At 54.2% G+C, this 25,608-nt stretch carries 23 protein-coding genes; 18 read left to right on the top strand and 5 right to left on the bottom strand.

Features of this window, described 5'->3' with window-relative positions; all coding sequences use genetic code 11:
- Positions 1-139 precede the first annotated feature (139 nt).
- From EPN93_03870 to EPN93_03860, 3 genes are all read left to right on the top strand, one after another.
- On the top strand, positions 140-1,045 hold the full coding sequence (locus EPN93_03870) for a DNA adenine methylase (protein TAL38877.1): 906 nt from the start codon (positions 140-142) through the stop codon (positions 1,043-1,045).
- Positions 1,046-1,050: 5 nt separating this feature from the next.
- On the top strand, positions 1,051-1,779 hold the full coding sequence (locus EPN93_03865) for an HNH endonuclease (protein ID TAL38876.1): 729 nt from the start codon (positions 1,051-1,053) through the stop codon (positions 1,777-1,779).
- Positions 1,780-1,888: 109 nt separating this feature from the next.
- On the top strand, positions 1,889-2,449 hold the full coding sequence (locus EPN93_03860) for a hypothetical protein (GenBank protein ID TAL38875.1): 561 nt from the start codon (positions 1,889-1,891) through the stop codon (positions 2,447-2,449).
- A gap of 31 nt (positions 2,450-2,480) precedes the next feature.
- Here EPN93_03860 and EPN93_03855 read toward each other — a convergent pair whose 3' ends face one another.
- Both EPN93_03855 and EPN93_03850 read right to left on the bottom strand, forming a co-directional pair.
- Positions 2,481-4,907: a hypothetical protein gene (locus EPN93_03855; GenBank protein ID TAL38874.1), complete on the bottom strand. Its 2,427-nt coding sequence runs from the start codon at positions 4,905-4,907 to the stop codon at positions 2,481-2,483.
- A 146-nt stretch (positions 4,908-5,053) separates the two neighbouring features.
- Positions 5,054-8,116: a tetratricopeptide repeat protein gene (locus tag EPN93_03850; protein TAL38873.1), complete on the bottom strand. Its 3,063-nt coding sequence runs from the start codon at positions 8,114-8,116 to the stop codon at positions 5,054-5,056.
- A 329-nt stretch (positions 8,117-8,445) separates the two neighbouring features.
- Here EPN93_03850 and EPN93_03845 point away from each other — a divergent pair, with 329 nt between their 5' ends.
- The 5 genes from EPN93_03845 to EPN93_03825 all read left to right on the top strand — a co-directional run bounded on the left by EPN93_03845 (position 8,446) and on the right by EPN93_03825 (position 14,841).
- Complete coding sequence (locus EPN93_03845; GenBank protein ID TAL38872.1) at positions 8,446-8,754, top strand: hypothetical protein; 309 nt, start codon at positions 8,446-8,448, stop codon at positions 8,752-8,754.
- Between the two features lie 17 nt (positions 8,755-8,771).
- Positions 8,772-10,841 carry a DUF4389 domain-containing protein gene (locus EPN93_03840; GenBank protein ID TAL38871.1) on the top strand — a complete coding sequence of 690 codons (2,070 nt, stop codon included), beginning with the start codon at positions 8,772-8,774 and terminating at the stop codon, positions 10,839-10,841.
- Positions 10,842-11,185: 344 nt separating this feature from the next.
- Complete coding sequence (locus tag EPN93_03835; GenBank protein TAL38870.1) at positions 11,186-12,073, top strand: hypothetical protein; 888 nt, start codon at positions 11,186-11,188, stop codon at positions 12,071-12,073.
- A 48-nt stretch (positions 12,074-12,121) separates the two neighbouring features.
- Positions 12,122-12,748 carry a hypothetical protein gene (locus EPN93_03830; protein TAL38869.1) on the top strand — a complete coding sequence of 209 codons (627 nt, stop codon included), beginning with the start codon at positions 12,122-12,124 and terminating at the stop codon, positions 12,746-12,748.
- A gap of 122 nt (positions 12,749-12,870) precedes the next feature.
- The gene (locus EPN93_03825) at positions 12,871-14,841 is read left to right on the top strand and encodes an ATP-dependent DNA helicase (protein TAL38868.1); all 1,971 of its coding nucleotides are present in this window, start codon (positions 12,871-12,873) and stop codon (positions 14,839-14,841) included.
- A gap of 73 nt (positions 14,842-14,914) precedes the next feature.
- Here the strand turns inward: EPN93_03825 and EPN93_03820 are convergent, their stop codons facing one another.
- Together EPN93_03820 and EPN93_03815 are read right to left on the bottom strand one after the other, a co-directional pair.
- A complete protein-coding gene (locus EPN93_03820; protein ID TAL38867.1) occupies positions 14,915-15,274 on the bottom strand; it encodes an anti-sigma factor antagonist in 360 nt (119 codons plus the stop codon).
- A 105-nt stretch (positions 15,275-15,379) separates the two neighbouring features.
- Positions 15,380-17,605, bottom strand: a complete 2,226-nt coding sequence (locus EPN93_03815) for an ATP-dependent DNA helicase PcrA (protein TAL38866.1) — start codon at positions 17,603-17,605, stop codon at positions 15,380-15,382.
- Between the two features lie 122 nt (positions 17,606-17,727).
- Here EPN93_03815 and EPN93_03810 point away from each other — a divergent pair, with 122 nt between their 5' ends.
- The 7 genes from EPN93_03810 (at position 17,728) to EPN93_03780 (ending at position 22,017) form a co-directional block, all read left to right on the top strand.
- Positions 17,728-18,735: an RluA family pseudouridine synthase gene (locus tag EPN93_03810; GenBank protein ID TAL38865.1), complete on the top strand. Its 1,008-nt coding sequence runs from the start codon at positions 17,728-17,730 to the stop codon at positions 18,733-18,735.
- Positions 18,720-19,244, top strand: coding sequence for a DUF4416 family protein (locus tag EPN93_03805; GenBank protein TAL38864.1), 525 nt, complete (start codon positions 18,720-18,722; stop codon positions 19,242-19,244). Before EPN93_03810 ends, EPN93_03805 begins: the two co-directional genes overlap by 16 nt.
- 158 nt (positions 19,245-19,402) lie before the next feature.
- Positions 19,403-19,873 (top strand): PTS sugar transporter subunit IIA, encoded by a 471-nt coding sequence (locus EPN93_03800; protein ID TAL38863.1) that lies wholly within the window; start codon positions 19,403-19,405, stop codon positions 19,871-19,873.
- Between the two features lie 4 nt (positions 19,874-19,877).
- Positions 19,878-20,927, top strand: coding sequence for a Holliday junction branch migration DNA helicase RuvB (gene ruvB, locus EPN93_03795; protein TAL38862.1), 1,050 nt, complete (start codon positions 19,878-19,880; stop codon positions 20,925-20,927).
- A gap of 18 nt (positions 20,928-20,945) precedes the next feature.
- Positions 20,946-21,296 (top strand): sulfite exporter TauE/SafE family protein, encoded by a 351-nt coding sequence (locus EPN93_03790; protein TAL38888.1) that lies wholly within the window; start codon positions 20,946-20,948, stop codon positions 21,294-21,296.
- A gap of 285 nt (positions 21,297-21,581) precedes the next feature.
- A complete protein-coding gene (locus tag EPN93_03785; protein TAL38861.1) occupies positions 21,582-21,806 on the top strand; it encodes a type II toxin-antitoxin system HicB family antitoxin in 225 nt (74 codons plus the stop codon).
- Positions 21,799-22,017, top strand: a complete 219-nt coding sequence (locus tag EPN93_03780) for a type II toxin-antitoxin system HicA family toxin (protein TAL38860.1) — start codon at positions 21,799-21,801, stop codon at positions 22,015-22,017. Before EPN93_03785 ends, EPN93_03780 begins: the two co-directional genes overlap by 8 nt.
- 124 nt (positions 22,018-22,141) lie before the next feature.
- Here EPN93_03780 and EPN93_03775 read toward each other — a convergent pair whose 3' ends face one another.
- Entirely contained in the window at positions 22,142-22,801 is a 660-nt protein-coding gene (locus EPN93_03775) for a hypothetical protein (GenBank protein TAL38859.1), read from the bottom strand.
- Positions 22,802-23,029: 228 nt separating this feature from the next.
- Between EPN93_03775 and EPN93_03770 the strand changes: the two genes are divergently transcribed.
- The 3 genes from EPN93_03770 (at position 23,030) to EPN93_03760 (ending at position 25,560) form a co-directional block, all read left to right on the top strand.
- The gene (locus tag EPN93_03770; protein TAL38858.1) at positions 23,030-24,034 is read left to right on the top strand and encodes a hypothetical protein; all 1,005 of its coding nucleotides are present in this window, start codon (positions 23,030-23,032) and stop codon (positions 24,032-24,034) included.
- Between the two features lie 118 nt (positions 24,035-24,152).
- Positions 24,153-25,037, top strand: a complete 885-nt coding sequence (locus EPN93_03765) for an alpha/beta fold hydrolase (GenBank protein TAL38857.1) — start codon at positions 24,153-24,155, stop codon at positions 25,035-25,037.
- A gap of 94 nt (positions 25,038-25,131) precedes the next feature.
- On the top strand, positions 25,132-25,560 hold the full coding sequence (locus tag EPN93_03760; GenBank protein TAL38856.1) for a hypothetical protein: 429 nt from the start codon (positions 25,132-25,134) through the stop codon (positions 25,558-25,560).
- The last annotated feature ends 48 nt before the right edge of the window (positions 25,561-25,608 follow it).

The following is a 25,608-nucleotide window of genomic DNA, read 5'->3' as shown; positions in this document are numbered from 1 at the left end:
ATCGAGTCTGTTGTACGCAATTCTTGGCGTCTTCCTTTAGTGTTATATAATCACTTTAACATAATATGAAAAAACACTTTACAAATATTCGATTATCGACTACCTTAACTTATGAATAGTGCGCCAAGAGAATAAAATTATGAATATCCCTCAGCCAATACCCTATCAGGGAAGTAAAAGATTTTTAGCTCCTTTAATCCTAAAATTTTTTCCTCTATATTTTGATAAATTAATTGAGCCATTTGCTGGTTCGGCAGCTATATCATTTGCTGCCGCAGCAAACAATTTAGCCACGAGCTATCACTTAAATGATCTTAATGCACCGCTAATGCACCTATGGAATTTGATCATCAATGATCCCTTTTCTTTAATTGACTCTTATAATAAGATTTGGCATGATCAGATTGGGAATGAAAAGGAATATTATAACCATATACGAAATAGATTTAATAACAACCACCACCCATCCGACCTGTTATTTTTGCTTGCAAGATGTGTTAAAGCAGCTATTAGATATAATTCAAATGGTGAATTCAATCAAAGCCCAGATAACAGACGAAGAGGTAAATCCCCCACTAATATGAAAAATGAGATTCTTGGAGCATCAAAACTATTAAAAGGAAAAGTTAAAATTACATCATTTGATTACAGAAATATTATTAATGATATAAATCAGAATGATCTTGTATATATGGATCCTCCCTATCAAGGAGTTGTTAGTAAACGTGATACTAGATATTCAAACGGGGTCGAATATAATGAATTTGTAGAATTTCTTAATGAATTAAATAATAAAAATATAATGTATATTATAAGTTATGATGGAAAACGAGCAGATACTAATTACGGAAAAGATTTACCTGTTTTTTTAAGTTTGCATAAAATCTTACTTGATGCCGGTTTATCAACCCAAGCAACATTATTAGGAAGGACTGAGCGAACCTATGAATCGTTATATCTTTCTTCAAGATTAACTGAACAATTAAATGCTAAATATAATCAGATCGACCACTTTCAAGAGGATCAACAATTATTATTTGCTTAGCCAAAATGAAAAAAAACAAAATACCTGCTGATATACTTAAATTTATAAAATCAATAACAAATAAAAGGGCCAAGATAGTAATTGACCATATTATTAAGAATGAATTTATTACTACCGAACAATTAAAAAATGATTATGGTTATGATCATCCTCCACGTGCTGCAAGAGATGTAAGAGAATCAGGTGTCCCCTTAGAAACTTTTTACATTAAATCAAAAAATGGGAAAAATATCGCTGCGTACAAATTTGGAGATTTTAATAAAATTAATAAAGGTAAATTGGGGGGCCGTAAAATATTTCCTAAAGAACTACATGATAAATTATATGAAGAAAACCAAGGGAAATGCTATATATGTAATATCCAATTAGAAAAAAGGTATCTTCAAATAGATCATAGAGTCCCTTATGAAGTTGCTGGTGATCAAAACAATAATTATGATGAACATAATTATATGCTTCTATGTAGTTCTTGCAATCGTGCAAAGTCTTGGTCATGTGAACATTGTGAAAATTGGATAAATATCAATACTATTGAAATATGCTTAAACTGCTACTGGTGTCATCCTGATAATTATAATCATATTTCCATGATAGATACGAGACGACTTGATATTACTTGGCAAGGTGAAGAAGTTCAACTCTACAATTTAATAAAAAATCAAGCTAGTAATTCTTCAAAATCTCTTTCCACTTTTGTTAAAGAAATAATTGAAGAATATATTATTAATAAATAATAACCTGTAACAGGTATAGTATTGGCGTCACACGTGCGGGATGTCCGGTTCAAGGTCGATATGCTCCGCCCTACGTAACTCAAATACAAATTCGGGAAAGAGGTCTACGATGATTCGCAGGATTCTGGTTTTATTAACAGCAGCGACGCTTGCAACCGCCGGGTGCGAAACCGGGCAGCCGAAAACCGGAGAGCCGGAAAAAACGAAATTGAAGACCGAAACCGAGGCAGAAAAATTCCTGAAGGTCAACAAGGATTCCGCCGAGCTGTTCAAGGTTCTGTGGACGTCGGATCGTTACGCGGTCGCCCAGATGGCGTATGAGGACCAGGTCAAGCGCCAGGACGATCCGGGCGGGGACAAGTACATGGCGGAGGAGCTCAAGAAGTTTGACAAGATCGATCACTTCTGCGAAGGGGTCGTGTCGATATCCATCCGGCCCGATAACGGTCACATCGCGAAGGTGCGCCCCAAGGAGCTCACCTATCTCATGGAAATAGACAAGCTCATCGTCGAGGACATACAGCGCTGGAATTTCCAGTTCCCGGCGAACGTCTACAACCCGCCGCTGCGCTTCGACGTGCGCTACCGCGTGGTGCTGCGCAAGCAGCAGTCCGACGAGGAGATAATGAAAGAGGTTCGCGAAAAATTGAAGGAGAAGACCCCCCAGTAGCCGGGCTGCGGGGGGCCCGGCCGGCGGAAAACTACAGCGTGGTGGTATTGATGATCAGCCGCACCGCATGTTCGTCCATCTGCAGCTTCTTCGAAATGTCAAGCGGCGTCCATCCTTTCGATGAGAGGTCGCGCACCGTTTTAATCATTCCCTCATTGATGTTCTTGCCCAGGGCAGGATCCCCCTTCATTTGACGCGCGATCGGGTTGTTTGTCTCCACCGCCTGGAGGAAATCGGCGAATTGCTTCATCTTCCTGTCGGTCTGGTCGAACATCTGCTTGAGCCGCGTATCGGTGCTTTCGATATCGGTGCGCATCGTTTCGACCCTGTGGGACATCGCGTTGATCTGGAGGATTCGCTGTTCAAGGTGTTCCGATAGGCTTTCGAGCTCGGCGAACTTGTCCTTCACATCGCGAATATCCTGCTCCCTCGACTTCAAGACCAACGTGTTTTCCTCGATCGATTTCAGGTACTGGGTGAGCTTTTGGGATTTCTTGTCCGCACGGTCGATGGCGCCCTGGAACGAGCTGATCTTTCCTTCCAGCGTCCTGATAAGCACCTCCGAGGACTGCACCGATTCGAGATTTTTCCGTATCGCGTCGTCCTGCTGGTTGAGATCCGCTATGCGCGACTCGAGCGTGTTGTAGCTCTGGCCTAGCGCGTCGATGCGCGCGTTCACCTGGTCGATTCTGGAGGTCTTTTGAACGAGGGTATCGGCGCGGTTGGACACCTCGTCGGTGATCTCGATGAGCCCGGTGAGCTGGCTTTCGAAATGCTCCAGCTTGCCCTTGCGCGCCTCGTATGCCTTTATCTCTTTGTCAACGCTGCGGCGCATGTCCTTGAAGCGCTCGAAATCCTCCTTGAATTTCTGGAGGTTTTTCGTCTCCTCCCGGGCCTCGCGTATCACCCCGTGATACTGCTGTATGGCTTCCTCGACCTTGCGGACCATCTCCTCGTTCCTCGAGAAGATCTGCTTGCTCTCTTCGTATTTCAGGATTTCGCCGTGGATCTCCGCCAGTCGGGTATCCATCTGCGAGAACTCGTCCTTGACGCGGTCCATCTGGCGTGTCATTGAAATATTAAGCTGGTCTTCCATGGATGAAAGCCTGTCGGAAAGCCGCTCGAACCGTTCCTCGACGCCCTGGTACTCGGACTGGAGTTTGTCCACCTTCTGCTGGGCGGTCTCCGCGAGCCCGCGCTCCATCTCCATGTACTTCTCGCCGAAATCCTCGATTTTTCTCCTGATGTCCTCGGCCTCGCTGCGGGCGGCGCGCACGATTTCGTCCTTCTTCGAAATGGAATGGATGGTCAGGTTGTCGAGCTCGACGCGGATTTTTCCGACTTCATCTTCGAAGGAAGCGATGAGCTTGGATTTGGAATCGTCAATGTTCGACTCAACGTTGCGGAGTTTGCCGTACACCTTCTCGATGTCGGCGTCCAGCTTATCGAACAGGGAATCGCGCGTCGCGCCGAATTCGGCGACCGAGCCGGAGATCTCCTTGCGGAGCTCGCCGGTCTTTTCCTTGATATCGGCGAATACGCTGTTCTCGAGATCGGCGAGTGTCAGCTTGAGCGTCTGAATCTTCTGGCTGATATCCGAGACGTCGGCGCGGGTGTCGGAAAGCGCCTGGTCGCGGGTTTCCTGGAGCGTGAGATCGAAGCCGTCTATAGCCTTCTCGAGGGTCATGATCTTAGCGTTGATCTCCGAGAATACCTTTTTCTCGGCCGATTCGACCCGGTTTTCCAGGAGGTCAACCGAGTGGCCCACCGAATCTGCCTTCTGCTGGATTGTTTCCATGATGGCGTCACCGGTAGTGGTTATGCCCTGCTCCATCCGCTGCAGCGAGTCCGTGAAGCTTCCCATGAGGGAGTCGATGCGCTCCTGGGTGACCTTAAGCAGCGCGGACTCGTTGTCCTTTACGGAATCCTTGAGCCTGTTGAACTGGACGGCGATCTCCTCGCCCAGCTCGCGGGAGCGCTCGCGCACCTTTTCGTTGAATGCCTGGATGAGCACCGCGCTTTCCCGCTCGAGCCGCGCGAGCCCCTCGGAAAGGTTCACGATCTTCTTCGTCATCTCGTTGAAACCGGCTTTCGTGGAGGCGATGAACTCGATCTGGCGGTTTACGTCGCGGGCGGCGTTGGATACCACCTTCAGATCTTCCTCGACCTTTTTGAAGCTCGTCTTCTCGGCGTCTATCCCCTTCATCTTCGTTTCGATCTCGGAGATGGATTCGCGCAGGTTTCCGGAAAGGCCGTGCGCCTTCTTTATGAGAATGTCCATTTCGATGGTGGCGTCATTGAAACGACGGCCCTCGGTGTCGGCGAGTTTGCGGAACTCGGAAAAGATTTTCGAGGAGTACCTCCGGAGCTTGACCAGCTTGAGGTTCGAGCGGTCGAGCCTTCTGAAAAGCACGATCGTCAAAAGGCACGCGAGCATCGTGATGATATTCAAGGTCATTGCGAGCTCCAGGATCGGGTGATATCGTGTGTGCGCGCAGGGACTCCGCGCCAACTGATAATAATTTAATATATGGAGCAAATTGTCAATATATATTTTATGTCACATTAAAAAACGCCTGTCGGTCAATGCCGGCCGTGGGGGACCTACTTTTTTGGCTGTTTCGCGGGATCCGTTTCCTCGGGCGGGACCTCGGAATCCTTGAGCCGGATGTCCTTTGCGGTCTGGTTTATGGGAAGGGGCATGGTTTCGTCCTGCTCGACGTCCATTTGGTTTTTACGGTCCTGGGGTTTCTTAAAAACCCTCCTTGCCTGGAGAGCCTGGCTTATCCGCTCGATACTTGACTGCACGGCGCTGTCATTCGGGTCGGCGAGGAGCGCCTTTTCGTAATATGGTTTCGCCTCTTCCGGCCGGCCAAGCTTTTCGTAGCAGAGCCCCATGTAATGGAACAAAGATTCCGGGCTCTCCCTGAGCGCGAGTGTCCTGGTGAAATATTCCAGCGCCTGCGTGGTCTGCCCGCTTGAAAACAGGAGCACGCCCATCTGGTAGAGGACCCTCGGGTCGTCGCGCCGGAGTTCCATGGCGTGTTGAAGGAATTTGAAGGCATCGTCAAGATTCTGAAGCGTGATCGAAAGTATTCCCATCCGGTAGTTCGCCTCGAAGTGCGCTGCATTGATCCTGAGGATGGCGCGGTAGAGCCGGCTTGCCTCTTCCCAGCGCTTGTCCTTTTCGAACCTGATCGCCTCTGAGAAGAAATACTCCTCCCTGAATGCGGTCAGTTTTCCCGAGTACGCGCGCAGGTCGGCATTGTATTCGGCGAGCGCTTTAAGCTGGGAAAGAGCCTCCGTTTCGGTTTCGTATTCCATGCGTGCGGCCGCGAGCTCCGCCCTCTTTAACAGACTGAGCGTTTTTTCGTTCTGGTTTAAGGCCGCGGGGAGGATTCCCGCGAGCTCGAAATTCGCCGGATCCGTGTCGAGAAGCAGGGTCGCCCCGGCTGAACCGCCAAGGTACGCTTCGATCAACTGTCCATCGATATCGATACCGCCCGATTGCTTTGCCGCGAGCAGGTCAGGGGCGGGCGCCTGGATGTCCATATCCGCAACCGCCGTGACATCATTGGTCAGGTAGTGCGACAGCAGGTGATATTCGTTCAGCTGGAGGGCCGCGATCCCGGGGTGCTCTTTCAGGATCGTGCCGACCCTGTCAACTCCCTGTTTCGAAATTCCCAGGGTTCGGGAATCGTTCGCGGCGAGTACGAGCAGGTGATCCGAAAAAAAGAATACCGCCGTTCGGGAAAAATGCTCCTTGATGCCGCGGCACGCGGAGGCGAAATACTCGGGCCGGCACCCGCTCACCGAGAACACCTGCGCGAAGAGGCCGTCGGGGGCGAGCTTCTTTTTCACCATGCCATAGTACGAGCCGGAGAAGCGGACTGGATTTTGAGACTGGTCGAAAAGATTCGGTATGTCGCAGATAGTCTCGTATACGTCATCCGCGCGGTGGAGAATTGAAAAAAGCTCGGTCTTTTCCGCCGTGTAAAGCTGCCTGCCGGAAATCGGCAGGCGGTTATAGTCCACCCCCCGGTCCGAAACGTAGTCGATGCACCGCATGGATTTAAATTGCCCCAGGATGGGATTGCGATAGAAGCTTTGCGTCCCGTCCAGCACCAGGACGGGACGCGCATGGTCGCGGGCGTCCCTTGAGAAAAACAGCACCGTGAGCATGGCCCTATTTAAATTCTTCACCGTACTGTCGTTGCAGAGAAATATTTCCTTCCCGTTGAAGCGTACCAGGGCGCGCTGTTTTATGAAATCCTGGTGGACGTTGATCGCCTGCAGCGCTTCGAATCCGGAAGAATACTGAACATATAACCCGTCGACGATGGGAATGCCGAAATAAAGATGCGCGAAGATCACCAGGGGTATGACCGAAATCGAAAATATGAAATATATGAGTTTCTTGTACCCCGCAATGGCCCTTTGCATGAGGTGAACGCCGGGGAAAACGATATTCAATAACGTCATGGTGTACAGCAGCACGAAAAACCAGAGATTCGTCAGTTCGACCGACAGGAACGCCAGCAGTATGGGATACGGGAGCATGAAGAGCGACAGGTCGAGAATCAGGAATCGGCGCCGATGTTCATAGTTCGTGACAATATTCCGGATAGTATGATAAAGTGAAAAACCGAGCCATGCGCCCAGGGGTGCCGCATAAAGCGATTGGCTCATGGACGCGGATACGTTCTTTTCCGTGTACAGGAGCACCATGAAAATCAGGAACAGGACCGGGAAGAGCATCTCGGTATAGATATGCCAAAAGGAGGCCTTTACGAATCGCGCGCACACAAAACCCGCGCACATGGATGAGAGCATGATCGCCAGGAAGAGCACCTTGACGAAAGGCCAGCCTCCCGAAAATTTACAGATGCTCTCGTATGCCAGGAGGCAGTATATGAGGATGTAGATGAAATTCAGGTAGGTAAAAAGAAGGCTGTCCCTGCGCACCCCCTCCTCCCCGGATTTAATCACCTCCCGATGAGTCTCCTTGAAGTCCTGAACCATGATGGGTTGCGGGAAATAGGGCGTCTTCACCATCATCGCCGATGAAAATACGAAAAGGATCAGCAGGGCTGCCGCCGGGTAAAGCACGGTGAATTGGATTGCCGCCTGTGCGAAGAGAGCGCCCAGCGCCAGTCCGAGGGCGAGGATAAGCAAATATGAATATACCGGCCTCTTTTCGTCGATGTAATCCCCTGTCGCAGCTTTGAGGGAATAGTTCAGCTTGAGACCGGGGAAAAAGGCGAAAACAGCCGCGGCTAACAGGAATAGCGGCCGTTTCGTGAAATACGAGGACAGGACAGGATCCGGGTGTGACTGGGCGAATCCGGACTTTAAGAAATAGAGTCCCGCGAGGGACAGATATATCATCTCCACGGTTATAAAGACGACCCGGTAATAGGGCAGGCGGAAGAGCACATTCCCGGCAAGGTTGCCGGCGAACAGGCCGGTTACTACGGCAAGGAGCACCGTTTTAACCGCGGATTCATAAGGGGTATAGGGCGCGATGAATAAACCGCAATGGAAGCTGATCATCCCGAGCAGGAAAAAACCGAAAAACGAGTTAATCAGGACTATGCGGCGCTGGAAAATATCGGGATAACTGAATTCCTTGAGGAACTTCATTCGTGAGAGTCTCCATTGGTGCATTGGCGAGAGGCGTCGGCTTTTTCCATATAAAGACGGTGAGCGTACCCGCCCGGGTGATTTGAATATTCTTGAACGGGATAATAAAAAAACAAGAACTTTTTACCCGGGGAGAGCGTTAGCGCAGCGGCGGAAGAGGGCGGGGGGGCGGCAAAAAATAGTAAGTTATCGTCGGCATTATTCCGTTAATTAACTATAGAAACCGGCAGGAAGATACCTGTATCCTGTGCGGACGGGGTTCGCCCTGTTTTTCGGGTTCATATTAATTAGTAATTGAAGTTTTCATTTAATATATTTAGTAATGAATCTATACTATCGAGTCGAGGGCTCGCATGAAGATTGAAAATATCCCCGAGAACAATCTTGTAATTCTTTTCCTCCTCATGCTCTTAACGGTGTCCCTGTATTATTTCTGGTGGCTTGCCAGGGTAAGCCGGGCGTTTGGCGACAATCCCGTCACCAATATCCTGCTGATCGTCTTCACGGGGGGCGCATGGTGGTTCTACATAAACCTCAAGTATATGCAGAAATCGGAAGAGCTTAACGGTAGGGAGATGAAGTGGTATCTGCCCCTGTTCGTCTTTATTTCACCGCTGATAATCCAGCACAATTTGAACGAAAGGTATTGTCCGGGTAGATAAGAGATCAGGAGAATGCGATGATAGTAAGGTGCACCCACTGCGACGCGGCTTACGCGGTAGACGATAAAAAAATCGAAAACAAAAAATTCGGATTTTCGTGCCCGAAATGCGGCACGAACGTCATTATCGATAACAGGATTCATGCGGATGGCGATTCCGGGGCGTTCGACTTCGGTGAGGAGTCACCTGCGCCCGCCGCCGGGAAACGCACGGCCGTTATGCCCCCGGAAGATGATTTTATCGTCGAACCCCCCTCGGCCCGCGGTGCGCAGGCCCCGGTAAAAGACGACCTGGCGTTTGAAAGCGATATGCTGGACAGGGACCTTGGGGACGTAATCGGCGATGAGGACGCACCCTCCAGGACGGCGACGCCGGCGGACGCGTCCGGGGATGAATTCGATTTTATCGATGAACCGCGTCAGAAGAAATCGGCGAAGCCGAAATCGGGCCCCGCGGAACAGGAGTTGGATGACGAACCGCTGAGTCTCGAGGATTTTGCCTCGGGAATAGAGGAGGCGCCTGCCAAAGGCGCCAAGGAAAAGTCCGCCGACGCGTTCGATGACATCTTGTTCGACGAAGATGAAAGGGTTCCGGCCGGGGTCTCGGCCGAGCCCAGGGCCAGGAAGGGCGGTGAGGCCGCAGCCGCCGACGACGACCTGAACCTCGACGATATCGTAACCTATTCCACCCCCGCGGCAAAGACGAAGGGCGCGAAGGCGAAGACAGACCTCGACGAATTCGAATTGCAGGAAGATATCACCCTCGACGACGAGATAAAAACTGACGAGATTTTTTCCAGGGAACCCACGAAAAAGCCGTCCTCAGATATGGACGAAAGCATTACCATCGACCTCGATACGCTCGACATCGAGCTCGAGGAAGAGCCGGGCGGAAAGGCCGTCTACAAGGAAGCGGGTCCCGGCGAAGATTTCCTGATGGACGAGGATTTCCTGAAAGACGCGCCCGGGAAAAAGACCGTCAGGCTGGACGAGGATGAAAGCACGACGATCGACCTCGATTCCCTGGACATTACCCTCGAAGAGGAAGAAGAACTTAAAAAGGGCGTGGAGCTCGACGAAGACGAAAGGCTCACGCTGGACGATACAGGACTCAGCATCGACGACCTGAGCGAACAGGAACTGAAGTCCACCCTGGAGGACGACCTGCCGCTCGACCTCATCGAGGACGAGGACATCAAGCTCAACCTGAAGGAAATAGACCCGAGCCTGAGCATCGACGATCTCACCAGGCCCGAGGGGGCCGGGTCCCGGCTCGTCACGGACGAGTTCGAATCGGAAAAACTGCCGGAGATCGACATCGACCGGCTCGAGCAGGAAGATTTTACGATCGCTCACAGGCCCCTGCGTACCAGGACCGGAATCACCGCAGCGGCCCCCGATTCCATACTCGATATTGAAAATGAAAGAACGGGTCCCGTGTACGATATCGAGCATCCCGAAACGGCTGTCGAGGTGCATGACACGGTCCCGGGGGGAGCGGTCAATTTTTCAATCGACCATTCGCTGGGCTATTCGAGAATCGGCGCGCTCCTGCGCCTGTTCTGCCTTTATTACATTGCGCTTATCCCGCATTTTATCGTCCTGTTCATCTATACCCTGCTCACGATGATCCTGGGTGCCGTGAATACTTGGATCACGCTTTTCGGCGGAAGGTGGCAGGAGGATTTCGCCGAGATTCAGGAGAAGACGCTCCGCTACATGATCTCATTAGGTGCCTGCGCCGCGGACGTGGTCGAGGAAATGCCCCCGTATGCCGGCAAGTCCAGCATTGACTACCCCCTGCAACTGAACGTGATATTCCCCGCGCGCAATTCACGCTGGATGGCATTGCTGCGCGCGACCGGCGTGGGAATGCTCGTCGTGGCGCTCCCGCACCTGCTTCTCCTGTTCCTTCTGAGCCTGGGGGCCGTCCTCATTTCGTTCGCGGGTCTGATATCGCTGATCGCCACCCGAAGCTGGCCGCACATCCTCTTCAACTTCATGGCGAGCTATTACAATTATGCGGCGAACGTCCTCGCGTTCCTGGGGGGCATAGTCGATCGCTACCCCTCGTTCAGGGTGGAATAGCGGTATCTGCGCATACTTCGTCGGGTCAATTCCCCGGCGAATTCGGGAACCCCGAGGCATCTGGGCACGCGTACAGGCCGCCCACCAGGCCCGCAGGGGGCCTTCGCTTTTATGCGCTTCAACCTCCCGTGCCGGTATACTCCCCCAGTTCAATGTAACAGGATAGTTGAAATATGTGCCGGAGTGTCCGACCCCTGCACCGATTTGGCTTGACAGTTTTGAATTTCCCGATATCGTCGGGATATCAGAAGGATTTCGCGTTGCCGATCTCCCCATCGCCGCCAGCAGGATCCTTTTGCGAGTCGTATCATAAAGGACTGATATAGATACAAGGGGAGGTCCTCATGAAACGCGCGCGCATGATATTTTATGCCGGTATCGCATGTTTTCTTCTTCACCCGTTAACCCTGCACGCACTTCAGACCAATTTCCAGTTCTCACCGCCGCCTATCCCGTGGTACGAATTCAATGAGGGGGATAAGGATGCAAGGCTTGGCGGAACGGCGATCTATCTGAAGGGTGATTTAAAAAACCCGGATGAACCGGAAATGAACGGCAGCGTCGACGTGTACGGCGGCGGCGGCAGTTGGTTCGGTCGCTACGCGTTCAGGAAGCATTTCGCGATCGATATTGGCGCCTCAGGGTTTTATGCGGCGGGGAAGGTGGGCAGCAGCGCCGATATGACACTGGGAATGCTCTCCATCCCGGTCGATATCGAGTTCCAGCCAATCAAGAATGACAGGTTCGCATTGATACTATTCGGTGGATTCAGCTTTTCCAAGATATGGCTGGGCATTGATATTAAAACAAGTACAATCGATCAGTCAGCCGATATCACAAGTACCATGAAAGGACCGCAGGGTGGGGTACAGCTTGCGATCAAGCAGTCCGACTTCGTTTTTACACCCTTCTTCATGTTTGCTTCACTTGCCGGAGATACTACAATAAAACTGAGCGGAGATACAACTGGCACATATTCTGTATCGGTCGTAGCCGCGACCGCATATTATTACGGGATTGATATCGTGTACGTGCCCTGGGACATCACCCTGAGCTCCCTTATTCAACAGGTATCCTCCAGCGGGGATAACCAGGGTTACAAAACCTATGTGTTTACCGTGAGCTATCATTTCTCGACCCCGGCAGGAGAAAAGAAAGGGGACGAGAAAAAAGCCGAACCGGAAAAAAAGGCCGAAATGAAACCGTATACGCCCCCTGACGATACGGAATAAAATAGAATGAGTGTTGGACTTTATAAACAATATTATACGGGAGGTAACATGAAGACTATTAAACATGTTTTATTGATCATGCTCGTGCTGTGCGGGGTCACCCTGTCACAGGTATTCGCCGAGGAGAAGGAAGCGGGGAAGGGCTTCGCCGGCAAGGAGTATGACCTAGGCATTTCCCTGGGTATCTGGTTTCCCGGCAATATCAATATCGATTCGGACCTTGTCGCAGTGGATGCCGACAAGAGCAGCGGATTGCTCGTACGCGCGTTCGCCGATGCGTACGTCGCCCCCAAGTTCGCGGTCGGGGCTTATGGAAACTATTCGAAAGCCACCCTCAAAGCGGGAGGCCTGGAGTCCGATGCGACTTTTTACGAATTCGGTGTCGCCATGAAACCGCGCTTTCTGCTCTCACCGACCGTTGCGCTTAAACCCGGACTGAATATCGGCTATCGCAACTCGACGCGGGAAACGATCGCGGGCCTGGACGCGGCCGATGCCGACCTCTCGGCCGACGGCATGGGGCTCAACCTGAGCGTAGAGCTTCAGATTATGATCGAAGGCGGGTATATATTCCATATAGACGGCGGCTTTCTCTCGCAGCCGGTCGGCGGGACGGACGATGCGGATGTGGCCTGGGCGCCCATCATGTATCTGGCTGCGGGCATAACATTTTAATCGTGATTAACCCCGATCGCAAAAGGACACCGGCACTCCCGGTGTCCTTTTGCGATCCGGATGTATATAGAACGCATAAATAGTGCTTGAAGATTCCTTTCAGTAGCAAATCCTCGGCTCCGATGAAAGAGATATTCGGAAGGGACGGCGTACTCAGCGCGCTGCACGAGCGTTTCGACTACCGCGAAGAACAGGAGCGCATGGCGCGGTTCATCGAGGAGGTGCTGTGTGGCCAGGAGATCGGGCTCGTAGAGGCGGGGACGGGCGTGGGGAAGACCATAGCGTATCTGGCCCCCGCGATCCTTTACTGCAAGGAACACGGCAAGAAGCTCGCCGTGAGCACCGAGACGAAAACGCTGCAGAAGCAGCTCATCGAAAAGGAAATCCCGCTGGTGAAGGAGGCTTTTGCGCGGCTGGGTAAAGACGACTTCACGCATGCGCTGTGCCTGGGGGGCGCCAATTATCCGTGCCGTATGCGCTTCGAGGCCATGCTCGCCATGGGAAGATTCACCCGCGACGACCTGGGCGTGATCGACGATCTCAGGGAACGCTTCCAGTCGGAGCAGGTGTTCACCCGCATGGATGTACGGCTTCGCCCGGGGCTCTGGGCGATGATATGCAGGGAGTCCGACGCCTGCTCTCCGCATTCGTGCCCGTTCGGGCAGGGGTGCGCCTTTCAGCAGGCGCGCAAGGAATGGGCGCGCGCCGATATCCTCATACTGAATCACTACCTCTTTTTCGCGAACATCGCCTCCGGCCGTACCTACCTTCCCGGAATAGGCGTGGTCATATTCGATGAGGCGCACGCGCTCGAAGACATCGCCAGCGACCAGCTCGGTTTCGGGGTGAGTCATTCGGATATCACGGATGTGCTTTCGCGGTTTTACCGCCGCGGCACGAAGCGGCACATTCTCTCATCCGTTTCATCGGCGGCGGTGAGGAAAAAGGCGATCAGCCGGATCAACGGCATCGCCTTGGAGCTGGGCGGATTTTTCGAGGGGCTCCGCCCGCGGCTTACGGGCCAGAGGCTGAGTGCGCGTCTGCGCGAGCCCCTTGCCGAGGGAAAGGATCTCGTGTCGGCCTGCCGGGATTTGTACCGCCTGGTCGAAGAGATGGAGGAAGAGATAGACGATTCATTCGTCAGGGTGGAATACGACATCGCGCGCAGCAGGCTGTTCACGGCGATCGAAAACCTGGCTTCCGCGGTCTCCAATTCGTCCGATGACTACGTATACTGGCTGGAGCGCAGGGAGGACGAGATCCTGGGCGATATCGAGATCAAGGGACAGCCGGTAGACGTCGCGCCTATCCTCGAGCGCGAGGTATCATCGTACTATGAATCCTGCATATTCGTCTCCGCAACGCTCACCGTGAACAGGGACTTTTCGTTCATCGCGAACAGGCTCGGTATTCCGTCCTACCGGCATCTCCTGCTGCAATCTCCCTTCGATTACAAGGAACAGGTGGTGTTGTATCTCCAAAGGGGCGGGGATGAACCCGGGGGCGCAAACTTCGCCGCGGGATCGGCAAAGATCGCGGCGGAGGTGATCCGCCACCTGGACGGGAACTGCCTCATGCTCTTCACCTCATATAAGATGCTGGATGAGGTGAAGTACGAATTGAGCGGCAATATCGGACACCCGATATTCGCGCAGGGTGAGTACCCTGCCCCGGAGGCGCTGGAACTGTACCTGAATACCCCGGGGTCGGTTCTCATGGGAACGCATTCATTCTGGCAGGGGGTCGACCTCCCGGGCGATCTCGTCCGCGGGGTCATACTCATGCGGCTTCCCTTCAGCGTACCGGATCGGCCCATGATAGAGGTAAAGATCGAAAGGCTCGAGGCGCGGGGACAGAATCCCTTCTACGCATACCAGGTTCCCAACGCGGTCATCAAATTCAGGCAGGGATTCGGCAGGCTCATCAGGGGAAGAGGGGACCGGGGAATCGTTGCGGTCCTGGATTCGCGCATTCTTTCCAAGGGATATGGAAAGGTATTCCTGCAGAGTATCCCGCCGTGCAGGATCGTGTATTCCATCGAAGAGATGAAATCCGCGTTTACCACCAACGCGCAAACTCCACTCGGCGGGTGAGAATCGGCGCGCAGCGCAAAATAAAAAACTTGGTCTTGATTTTGTAAATCTGGAGACCCTGAAGCGCCAGGGACTATTTGGCGGTTTTGATCTCCCGGATGGCATCGTAGTCGGTATTGTAGATGTCGACGAAGTCGGAAATCCCGACGATATCCATCACCTTCTGGAAATGCGTGGAAAGACCGGCGATGCTGATTTTCCCGCCTATTTCTCCAATGTCCTGGATGATGTTGATGAGGGTTGCGATTCCCGCGGAATTGATGTAATTGGTTTTTTCGAAATTTATAACCACACTCTTGGGAGCGTTTTTCTCTTTAATCTTCTGGTATGTCTTCATCACGTCGCTGTCGGCTTCCGACGTCATATCCCCCTCGATGACCATGACGGGGATATCCTCGATATATTCAAATGAGACTTTGTGCGTGTTGTCCATCACCGGCTCCTGCGGTCAGTTTGGCTCTTTATAGAAACGTGCCCTCTTGGATTTATCCGACACCCTAATCTTCTGTGCCTGACAAGCTCAATGTCAAGCAATAATTTAGCCCCTCATTTTTTCGAGCGGGGTATATTTTTCCATGAACGTTTTCGTGCCCCCCGACAGGAAGTTTATGGTGAGGCGCACGTTGTCGCCGCTTCCCTCTATTGCCGTTATCCGGCCTTGCCCGTATTTCGGGTGGAGGACCTGGTCCCGGACGCGGAATTTCAACGACTGCGACGGGGACGGCGCGGGGCCGGGAGCGGGCTTGCCCGGGCGTGGGGCGGACGGTTCTCCGAACTCAAAACGGCTCTGCCTGGTCGGGGAGTATCCCTGCTGCACGAATTCGGAGATCGTTAAAAGCGCGGGCGGTATCTCGAGAATAAAACGGGAAGGACTGCGGTAATCTACCCCGGCGTAACTGCGCCGCACCTCCGCGGAGGTGATGAAAACGCGGTCCTTTGCGCGGGTGATGCCCACGTAGCAGAGCCTGCGCTCCTCTTCGATCTCCTCGTCGGTATCGCTCGACATGCTGTGCGGAAACGTGCCCTCCTCCATTCCCGTGAGAAAGACGACCGGGAACTCGAGACCCTTGGCGATATGGACGGTCATGAGCGTGACCGGATTCGCCGTCACGTTTCCATCCTCAGGAGAATCCTCGGAGGTGAGAAGGGAAATCTCCTGTAAAAACTGGTCCAGCGTCGCCGCCGGATTTCTCGACTCGTAATCGAACACGCTGTTCAGGAACTCCTCGATATTCTCGATCCGGGAGCGGCTTTCCAGCGTCTTTTCCTCTTCGAGGCACGTGCGGTAACCGGAGAGGGTGACCATTTCCTCGACCAGCCCGGAGAGTTTGAATTCGCCTTCCGGTTTCGCGGCCAGTTCAATGCCGCGCTCGATCATCTCGCGGAACTGGACCAGTCCCGCGGGAAGCTTTCCCTTGAGGGGGAGGGATCGCTTGATGACCTCCCAGTCCGAGATGTTTTCGGTATAGGCAGTGTCGCGAATGCGCTCGATGGTCGCGGCGCCTATTCCCCGCGCCGGAACATTTATTATGCGCATGAGCGCGACCGAATCGTCGGGATTCGCGACCAGGCGGAGATAGCAGACGAGATCCTTGATCTCCTTGCGGTCATAAAATTTCAAGCCCCCCACCACGCGGTAGGGAATGTTCTCCCTGCGCAGCACTTCCTCGAACACCCGGGACTGGGCGTTCGTGCGGTAGAAGAGGGCGAAATCGCCGTTCTTTAGGCCCTCGCGCCTCTTGAGGGAGATGATGCTGTTCACGACGTACTCGGCCTCGCCGTACTCGTTGTAGGTGCGGCACCACACGACCGGCTCGCCCTCTCCCCGGAAGGCGCGGATATTCTTAGGCTTTCGGTTTTGATTGTTCTTTATCACCGAGGTGGCAACATCGAGAATCTGGGAGGTGGACCGATAATTCTCCTCGAGGGTGATGGTGCGGGCGTCCTCGAAATCCTTCTCGAAGTTGAGGATGTTGCGGATGTCGGCGCCCCTCCACGAGTAGATGGACTGGTCGTCGTCCCCCACGACGCAGATATTGCGGGTCGCGGACGAGAGATGCTTCCCGATGAGGTACTGCGCGTAATTGGTGTCCTGGTACTCGTCGATCATGAAATACCGCCAGCGGCGCTGGAGCTGGGCGCGCACGTCCTCCTGGTCGCGCAGGAGTTTCACGGTGTGAATGAGGAGATCGTTGAAATCCAGCGCCTTCTGCGCGCTCAGGCGCGCCTGGTAGGCATCGAAGACCTCGGCGAAGTTGTGGAGAAAGTTTTTCGGCATGACGCGGGAGATATCGCCGCCCTCCAGTATATCGGACCCGTCCTTAATCTGTGATATCCTGGAGACGACGGCCGAGGGCTTGATCTTCTTGGGATCCAGGCGCATTTCCACGAGGATATCTTTTACCAGCGATTCCTGGTCCTTCTGGTCGTAAATGGAAAAGTTGCGGGGTACGCCCGCGGCGTCGCCGAACCGCCTGAGTATATACACCGCCGCCGAATGGAACGTCTTGATGAAAACATTCTCGCCTATGGGCCCTATGAGGTCGGCGATGCGCGAACGCATTTCGCCCGCGGCCTTGTTGGTGAAGGTGACCGCGAATATGTCGTAGGGCGGAACGCCCATCTCCCTGATGAGGTAGGCGATGCGGTAGGTGATCACGCGCGTCTTTCCGGAACCCGCGCCGGCGAAGATGAGAAGGGGCCCCTCGGTGTGGGTTGCCGCGATCCTTTGCTGCTGGTTGAGCTGTTCGAGTAAGGCGTTCATGTGATTGGTCTCTCGTGGGTGATTGACTTACGAGCACCGCGCGCGTTCAATTTTCAAGCAGTTTTTTTCGATGTCCCGCCTGCCCGGCGGAATTCTCCTCTCCCCGGTAAAAATATATTGCCATGATGCCGGGCCCGGTGTATCGCTTCCACGGCATGATCGAAGTATCCGAAAATTCGTTCGAGCGGCGCGTCGAAACCGTTGTAGCGCCCGAATCCGGGGGCGTGCGGATGGACGCGTACCTCTCGCGCCGTTACACGTACCTCAGCAGGAACGCCTGGCAGGCGGAGATAAAACGCGGGCGGATTTTCCTGAACGAGTCCTGTATGACGAATCCGCACAGGACGGTGCGCGCCGGGGACAGGATCCGGTTCTCCGGCATGCGCGTGGAGGAGCCCCCCGTCGACGATCGGGTGGGAATACTGTTCGAGGACCAATGGCTCGCGGTCCTTGACAAAAGCGGGAACATGCCGGTGCACCCGGCGGGAAGATATTTTAACAACACACTCGTCAGGATAATGGAAAGAAAAATGGGGTGCGCCCTCCTGCCGGTGCACAGGCTCGACAGGGAGACCTCGGGTGTCATCCTGTTCGCGAAAGATTCCCGGACGGCATCGGCGATCCAGAGGAATTTTTCCAGGGTGCGCAAGAGTTACGTGGCGATCGTGCACGGAACCATGACGCCGCGAAGAATCGAGGTCGATGTGCCGATAGGCTATGACCCGTCATCGGAAATCAAGAAAATGCGACTCGCGTACAAGGATGCCCCGGAGGCGGCGTTCACGGATTTCAAGGCGCTGTTTTCGTTCGGAGACTATACGCTGGTACGAGCCTATCCGCGCACCGGGAGACTGCACCAGATACGCGTGCACCTCAGGTACGCGGGATTCCCCATCGTGGGTGACAAGATGTACGGAAAGGACCCGGCGCTGTACCTGCGCTTCATCGGGGAGGGAATGAACGAATCCCTCGCGCGCGAACTGGAAATGGCCCGATCGGCCCTGCATTCGCGGTCGCTCAGCTTTTATCATCCCCGGGAGAAAAAAATGATATACGTAAAGGCGCCGCTTCCCCAGGATTTCAGGGAATTCATTCTTTCAAGGAGCCAGGGCGAATGTCGGAACCGGTGATCCCCACACGCGCCAAGCTCTTCATGGGACTGCTCGTGAACTCGGACCTGGTCCTGGAGCGCACGGAATTCCTGCTTCAGAAGAAATACGGCGAGATCGATTTCAAAACCGTGAAGATGCCGTTCGACCATACCGAGTACTACAGCAAGATCGGGAAGAACCTGTTCCGCGTTTTTCTTTCCTTTAAAAAACTGGTACGCAGGGAAGACATCGTAAAGATAAAGCTGTACGCGAACGGGCTTGAAAAAAAGCTGTCCGAGAAGGATAACAGGCGGGTGAATATCGATCCGGGCTACCTCACGCTTTCAAACGTGTACCTTGCGACGTGCAAGGAATTTTTCCACCGCGTGTATCTCCGCGAGGGCGTGTACCTCGAGAACGAATACCGGTATGTGGCGCGACGCTTTGAACCGTGGGACTGGACCTATCCCGACTACCGGAAACAGGAGAGCGTCCAGTTTTTCTACAATATCCGCGTTATTTACGCGCGCCAGCTCAAGGAGAGATAGACGATCGGGCGGCCGGCGTACGGCAATATAAAACTTGACTTATTGAGCGCACTGCCGCGTAGTACTATCTGCGTTCCGCCGCTCTTCCCTTGTCGGGGCGGAAGTGCGCGCGGTTCAGGGATTTTCCCGGTCCCGGCGGCGCTGACCAGAGATGCAGTATGCTTATTTCCGAATACCTGAAAACGGACAACATTATCCTTGGCGCGGCGTCGAAAGACCGCTGGGAGCTTATCGGCGAAATGCTGGAGCGCGCCCTCGCGAGCGGAGAGATCAAGCCTGAGGATCACGACACGATCAGGAAGGCGCTCACCGAGCGGGAAAAATCAATGAGTACGGGGATCGGCAAGGGCGTCGCCATACCCCACTGTTCATCGGTCAAGGTGGACGAGGCGACCGTCGTGCTCGCGGTGTGTGCGAATGGAATCGATTTCGACGCCATCGACAACGAGCCGGTAAGGATCGCGATCCTGCTCTTGGTGCCCAAGAACAAGCTCGCGCAGCATATCAAGACGCTCGCAAACATCGCCAAGCTGATGAGTATCGAAGAACTGCGGTCGGAGCTCCTGAATTCCAAAACCCCCGACGCGACCCTGGATGCCATCAGGAAATACGAAAGCCTGAAGAAGTGACTTCATGGAAGAACCGGCCCGTCTCATAAATGTAAGCCGCCAGGAAGAGGACGAGGAGGAGCGCTCTCTCCGGCCGTCGCGGCTCGATGAGTTCATCGGCCAGGTGAAAATCGTCGACAACCTGAGGGTCTTCATCACCTCGGCGCGGATGCGGAAACAGCCCCTCGACCACGTGCTCCTGGCGGGGCCTCCCGGGCTCGGCAAGACGACGCTCGCGTTCATCATCGCGCAGGAGCTTGGGGTTAACCTTCGCGCCACCTCCGCGCCCGTGATCGACAAGGCGGGCGATCTCGCCTCCATACTGACCGGCCTCGAGGCGAACGATGTCCTTTTTATCGACGAGATTCACCGCCTGTCGCCCGCAATCGAGGAAATACTCTACCCCGCCATGGAGGACCGCTGCATCGACGTGTTGATCGGGCAGGGGGTGGGCGCGAAAACGATCAAGATTAACCTCGCGCCGTTCACCCTGGTGGGGGCGACCACCCGCACGGGGCTGCTCACCTCTGCGCTCCGGGACCGCTTCGGCATCCCGATCCGGCTCAATTACTATGAGGATGCGGACCTCAGGAAGATCGCTGCGCGCAGCGCGCGCATACTCGGTACCGCGCTCGAGGGCGAGGCGGCCGACGAGCTCGCGCGGCGCTCAAGGCGAACGCCCCGCGTGGTGAACAGGCTCCTGAAACGCGTGGCCGATTTCTCGGTAGTGGAGAAAAAGGACACGATCGATATCGCGCTCACCCGCTACGCGCTCGCCCGGCTCGATATAGACGAGCTGGGACTGGACGAGATGGACCGGAGAATCCTCTCAACCATCATCGAAAAGTACGAGGGCGGTCCAGTGGGGCTCAAAACCATAGCGGTGTCGGTAGGGGAGGAGACCGATACACTGGAAGATTTCTATGAGCCCTTCCTGGTCCAGAGCGGCCTGCTCAACCGTACGCCCCGGGGACGGGTCGCGACAAGGCTCGCCTATGAGCACATCAAGGTCGCCTATACCAAAAAGCCCGACAGAGAGGTCCAATCGGGGCTCTTCGATACACCGGCGGAATGAGGGAGATTTCTCATGTACATGATTGGAATCCTGATAGGCGTCGTTGCGGGAATTCTCGGGGGATTCATGGGAATCGGCGGCGGTATCGTCATGATCCCTGCGCTCGTTTTTTTCCTGGGGTTTGACCAGCACTCGGCACAGGGGACCACGCTTGCGGCGATGGTGCCGCCCATTGGCCTGTTCGCGGCGTATGTCTATTACCAGAAGGGGTACGTGAACATTCCACTGGCAGCCTGCATCGCGTTCGGTTTCCTCGCGGGCGGCCTGGTCGGGGCGAGCTTCGCCGTGGGTATCGACGAGGTGATGCTCAGGAAGGGATTCGGCGTTGCGCTCCTGCTGCTCTCGCTGTATCTCATCTTCTGGAAATAAGGCTTTTATCTTTGAAGTCGTTATAATTGATATTGGAACAGGCAGATAAATGATGTTACTTGAAATTAATATCTCGTGAAAAGGATGCATAGTAATTACAATTCGCTTTATATCAAATAATAGACTTGTTGCATAACTCTAGTCTTTACGGGGTTAAAGGGGCGAAGCCCCTTTAAAGCCCCCGCAGGGGCTTCCCGCGAGCGCGAGACGGCAGTTCCGCAACAAGTCTAATGAGATCAATTCTTCTGATTCAATAAGGGAACGGATATCATAGTGGGAGATGTAATGATGACAAAACAATTAACTGCAATCATCGAGCGCGAGGGTGACGGATATGTTTCATTGTGCCCTGAGTTAGATATAGCCAGCCAGGGGAATACAATCGAGGATGCGCGGTTAAATCTTCAAGAAGCATTGGAACTGTTTTTTGAAACTGCCTCCAGCGAAGAGGTTGCACAGCGCTATCACGAGGAAATATATATAACACGGGTTGAGATCGCGATTGGGTAGGTTACGGGTTCTATCAGGTATGGAGGTATGCGCGATCCTGTCCCGCCATGGGTTTCTAATGATTCGCCAGCGAGGATCACATGTGATAATGCAAAAAAAGCTCCCCGAAACCACAATTACGGTTCCTGTTCCCAATCACTCGGAGATTCGTATTGGGACATTGCATTCGATTATTCGCCAGTCAGGAGTATCCCGTAGCGAATTTGAATAATAGCCTGGAATGGAATAATTGTTATACCGTATTAATTTTCCGAATTCCGTACCCCGAGATACTGCACCAGAGCCAGAATCCCCAGAAAAGCTCTGAATTAATGAACACCGGTACTCACGAATAACTATTTTATATTGTACTTCGCTTTCGCCCGTTCGTAAAAGACCGGGTTTTCCGCGGCGGCGCGCATGTTCCGCAGGGTATGGAAGGGCATGTCCTTGCTGAACGCGTTCGCCACGAACGCGGGGATGGCGCCTCCCGGGTTCGTCGTGTTCGTGAACACGACCATCGTGCGATCGGGCGCGATTCGCTGGAAAATCCAGTGCTGCTCGGAGTTCGTGATGCGCAGGCAGCCGTCGCGCACCGGCACCAGGGGCTCCGCCGTCGCGATGCTGGTCACGTCCACGTAGCCCGCCTGCCAGTCCACCTTCGTCTTCGTTATGAAGATCACGTCCCGGTAATTGAGCGGCCACGGCGTTTTAATCACGTAGTACTGGACCAGGTTCTGCTCGTTCTCCTGGCTGACGATCTTTACCTCGACGCAGTCCTTTATCCAGTTTATCTGGTTCGGGACGTCGGCAAGGAGTTCGCCGACAACCTCGATGGGCTTCTCGATTACAGCCGTCGCGCGGAACTCGTCGATGTCGGACCCGGCGACGCTGCGCGTTTCGACGGTAATGCCCTCTTCGTTGATGACGGTTTTCCAATCCGCGTCCGCCCCGGAGGGCCGGGGGGAAATTCCGGCGAGTAGTATTGTTAGTGTGATGAGTGCCGTTCTTTTCATTCCTGTTCTCCTCCAAGTGTACTCGTTATTATCTGACCCTTCGACTGCTGCAATACTTTTTCGAGCTGGTGTATAGTGGCGATCGGCATTTCGACTATGTGCTTGCCGAATGTGCTAACATAGAATCGTAGTCTATATTAGTCAAGAAGATTCGGATATTTTGAAAAGAATATCTCCTTGCGTAATTGCCTTTGGGACTAATAGTATACGTTACCAGGAGCAATCCCCATGAAAACTCATCCGCTTGCAGCAAATTATAATTTTTCACGATACCGTGAGGGCATGAAAACCGGCCATTACGAAAGCTTCTTCCTGCGCGCGAACCATCCCGTCAAGGCGCAGGCCTTCTGGATAAGGTATACCATATTCGTGCCGAAGGGCGAACCCGGCAGCGCGATCGGAGAGCTCTGGGCGACCTGGTTCGACGGAGCGACGGGGAGGCATGTCTCGGTCAGGGAGGAACTCCCGGCAGTTAAGTGTGCATTTTCCCCCGATACCCTGGGGGTGCGGATAGGGGGCGCCTTTCTGGAAACCGGAAGGTTGAAGGGAACCGCGCATCACCGGGGACACACGGTGGCCTGGGACCTCGCCTATAAAGGAAACGAGCCCCCGCTCTACCTGTTCGCCCCGGCGCTCTATGCGAAGGGCTTTCCCCGTGCAAAGAGCCTGGTGGGTCTGCCGCTCGCCGCTTTTTCCGGAAATCTCACCGTGGACGGGACCGTGCACCGCGTGGATGCATGGACCGGGAGCCAGAATCACAACTGGGGAAGCAGGCATACCGACGACTATGCCTGGGGACAGGTCGCGAGATTCGACAACGCGCCCGCGAGCTTCCTGGAGATCGGGACCGGAAGGGTGAAGATCGGACCGCTGTGGACGCCCTATCTGACCATGATCTCCCTGCGGCACGACGGCGTGGATTATGGGCTCAATACCATCCGCCAGGCGCTCAGGGCGCGGGGCAGTTTTGGCAATTTCCACTGGAAATTTTTCTCGGAAAACAGGCAGGCGCGCATTGGGGGCGAGCTGGTATCGGACCCGAAAAATTTCGTGGGGCTCACGTATCGCAATCCGCCCGGGGGGAGCAAATTCTGCCTCAACTGCAAAATCGCCTCGTGCGCCCTCACGCTCACCCTGCCCGGAAAGAGGCCCATTAGAATGGAGACCGCGAACCGGGCCGCGTTCGAGATACTCACCGACGATCCCGGGCATGGGGTGACGATGCACGTTTAAAATGTTAATATTAACTTCGTAATTTTTTAAACCGTCCAGGCGGATTTTTATTGACTAAAATGAACCCTTGTTCTATGTTTAACTTAGTTCAATAAATAGAAACAGCCGGAGGGTTTGAATGCTTAGAAAGTCATTGATGCTTGTTCTTTTAGCCGTAATCCCGGCGGCCGCGTTTGCCGGCGGAGACTCATCGCCCTGCGCGACGAAGTATCCCATCGTCCTCGCCCACGGCATGGGAACGCAGTCGGAAATCGTGAGGATAGTCGACTACTGGTGGAACATACCCGACGCCCTGCGCGACGAAGGCGCGGAGGTCTATATCTCCAACGTGAACGGCATGGATTCCACGGCGAACAAGGGCGCCCAGTTCAAGGCCAACGTGCTCTATTTCCTGGCCGCCTCCGGCGCCTCCAAGGTGAACGTTATCGGCCACAGCCACGGCGCCATCTATTCGCGGTACGCAATCACGAACCTGGGACTTTCATCCAAGGTTGCGAGCTATACGAGCATGGGCGGGCCGCATCGCGGCAGCGCCGTCGCGGATCTCATCATGGGGGCCATTCCGGACGCCTTCGAGCCCTTCGTGGGAGGGACGCTCGACCTGGTGTACACGATCCTGTTCGGCGACAAGAACGGCGATGCCGCCCAGAACGGGCGCGACATGGTGCGCGCGAACATGATAAACGTATTCAATCCCAACACCCCGAACGTGCCCGGCGTCTACTACCAGAGCTGGGCTTCCAAGATTAAAAACATCCTCGCCGGCGAGCTCCTCGCGGCGACATGGCTCATCATGCTGGGCTACGAAGGGGATAACGACGGGCTGGTTTCCATCAATTCCGCGAAATGGGGAAACTTCAGGGGAACGCTGTCGGGGGCGTGGTGGTGCGCGGGGGTCAATCACCTGCACCAGGTCGACCAGTTCCTGGGCTTTACGCCCGGCTTTAGCGCCCCGGATTTCTACGTGGACGTCGTGAGCGAGCTCCAGGAAAAAGGATACTGAGAAAAAAAGACATACACGCAAAAAAAGCCGCGGCCATGCCGCGGCTTTTGCATTATTGTTGACCCGGGGGGATGCCGCGGGGAGAATTCCTTCAATGAGCTCACACGGCCTTGAAGCGCTGAAGCAGATATGCACGAGCATCGCCCGGGAGACGCCCGCCGGGTACGCCTGGGCGTGGGACGAGCGCTTCCGGACCGCGCTCCTCGTGTTTGATGCGAAGGACCACGAGCGTATCTGCGCCCAGGTGATCGGGCGTTTCATGGGGAAATGGGACGTGACGACGATCGAAAAGGCCTCGGCCATGGTGCACGACCTGGTTCGCTCGCGGCTCGACATTCGACCCGGGCAGGTGGTATTCGCGAGCGACGACGGGGTGCATACGCTGCTCTACGCGGCCTGGTGGCCCTGGGACGACGGCAGCCGCATCTCGCTGCGGGTAGGGATGTGCGCCGGAAGGGCGGGCGCGGTGATCGACGAAAAGCTGGAGCACTTCATACGGGAATGGTTCGATATAGGCGGCTGAGCGTTTCCCGGTACGGGTTTTCCGGCATGGTCCGGCAGGCGTTTCGCC

This window comes from Spirochaetota bacterium (genome assembly GCA_004297825.1).
Taxonomy (GTDB): Bacteria; Spirochaetota; UBA4802; order UBA4802; family UBA5368; genus FW300-bin19.
This window is presented reverse-complemented; position numbering and strand designations above follow the sequence as displayed.

Excerpts from the sequence above, each read along its gene's own strand:
- EPN93_03870 (TAL38877.1), top strand. The coding sequence starts at position 140 with ATGAATATCCCTCAGCCAATACCCTATCAGGGAAGTAAAAGATTTTTA.
- EPN93_03865 (TAL38876.1), top strand. The coding sequence starts at position 1,051 with ATGAAAAAAAACAAAATACCTGCTGATATACTTAAATTTATAAAATCA.
- EPN93_03860 (TAL38875.1), top strand. The coding sequence starts at position 1,889 with ATGATTCGCAGGATTCTGGTTTTATTAACAGCAGCGACGCTTGCAACC.
- EPN93_03855 (TAL38874.1), bottom strand. The coding sequence starts at position 4,907 with ATGACCTTGAATATCATCACGATGCTCGCGTGCCTTTTGACGATCGTG.
- EPN93_03850 (TAL38873.1), bottom strand. The coding sequence starts at position 8,116 with ATGCACCAATGGAGACTCTCACGAATGAAGTTCCTCAAGGAATTCAGT.
- EPN93_03845 (TAL38872.1), top strand. The coding sequence starts at position 8,446 with ATGAAGATTGAAAATATCCCCGAGAACAATCTTGTAATTCTTTTCCTC.
- EPN93_03840 (TAL38871.1), top strand. The coding sequence starts at position 8,772 with ATGATAGTAAGGTGCACCCACTGCGACGCGGCTTACGCGGTAGACGAT.
- EPN93_03835 (TAL38870.1), top strand. The coding sequence starts at position 11,186 with ATGAAACGCGCGCGCATGATATTTTATGCCGGTATCGCATGTTTTCTT.
- EPN93_03830 (TAL38869.1), top strand. The coding sequence starts at position 12,122 with ATGAAGACTATTAAACATGTTTTATTGATCATGCTCGTGCTGTGCGGG.
- EPN93_03825 (TAL38868.1), top strand. The coding sequence starts at position 12,871 with ATGAAAGAGATATTCGGAAGGGACGGCGTACTCAGCGCGCTGCACGAG.
- EPN93_03820 (TAL38867.1), bottom strand. The coding sequence starts at position 15,274 with ATGGACAACACGCACAAAGTCTCATTTGAATATATCGAGGATATCCCC.
- EPN93_03815 (TAL38866.1), bottom strand. The coding sequence starts at position 17,605 with ATGAACGCCTTACTCGAACAGCTCAACCAGCAGCAAAGGATCGCGGCA.
- EPN93_03810 (TAL38865.1), top strand. The coding sequence starts at position 17,728 with ATGATGCCGGGCCCGGTGTATCGCTTCCACGGCATGATCGAAGTATCC.
- EPN93_03805 (TAL38864.1), top strand. The coding sequence starts at position 18,720 with ATGTCGGAACCGGTGATCCCCACACGCGCCAAGCTCTTCATGGGACTG.
- EPN93_03800 (TAL38863.1), top strand. The coding sequence starts at position 19,403 with ATGCTTATTTCCGAATACCTGAAAACGGACAACATTATCCTTGGCGCG.
- ruvB (TAL38862.1), top strand. The coding sequence starts at position 19,878 with ATGGAAGAACCGGCCCGTCTCATAAATGTAAGCCGCCAGGAAGAGGAC.
- EPN93_03790 (TAL38888.1), top strand. The coding sequence starts at position 20,946 with ATGATTGGAATCCTGATAGGCGTCGTTGCGGGAATTCTCGGGGGATTC.
- EPN93_03785 (TAL38861.1), top strand. The coding sequence starts at position 21,582 with ATGATGACAAAACAATTAACTGCAATCATCGAGCGCGAGGGTGACGGA.
- EPN93_03775 (TAL38859.1), bottom strand. The coding sequence starts at position 22,801 with ATGAAAAGAACGGCACTCATCACACTAACAATACTACTCGCCGGAATT.
- EPN93_03770 (TAL38858.1), top strand. The coding sequence starts at position 23,030 with ATGAAAACTCATCCGCTTGCAGCAAATTATAATTTTTCACGATACCGT.
- EPN93_03765 (TAL38857.1), top strand. The coding sequence starts at position 24,153 with ATGCTTAGAAAGTCATTGATGCTTGTTCTTTTAGCCGTAATCCCGGCG.
- EPN93_03760 (TAL38856.1), top strand. The coding sequence starts at position 25,132 with ATGAGCTCACACGGCCTTGAAGCGCTGAAGCAGATATGCACGAGCATC.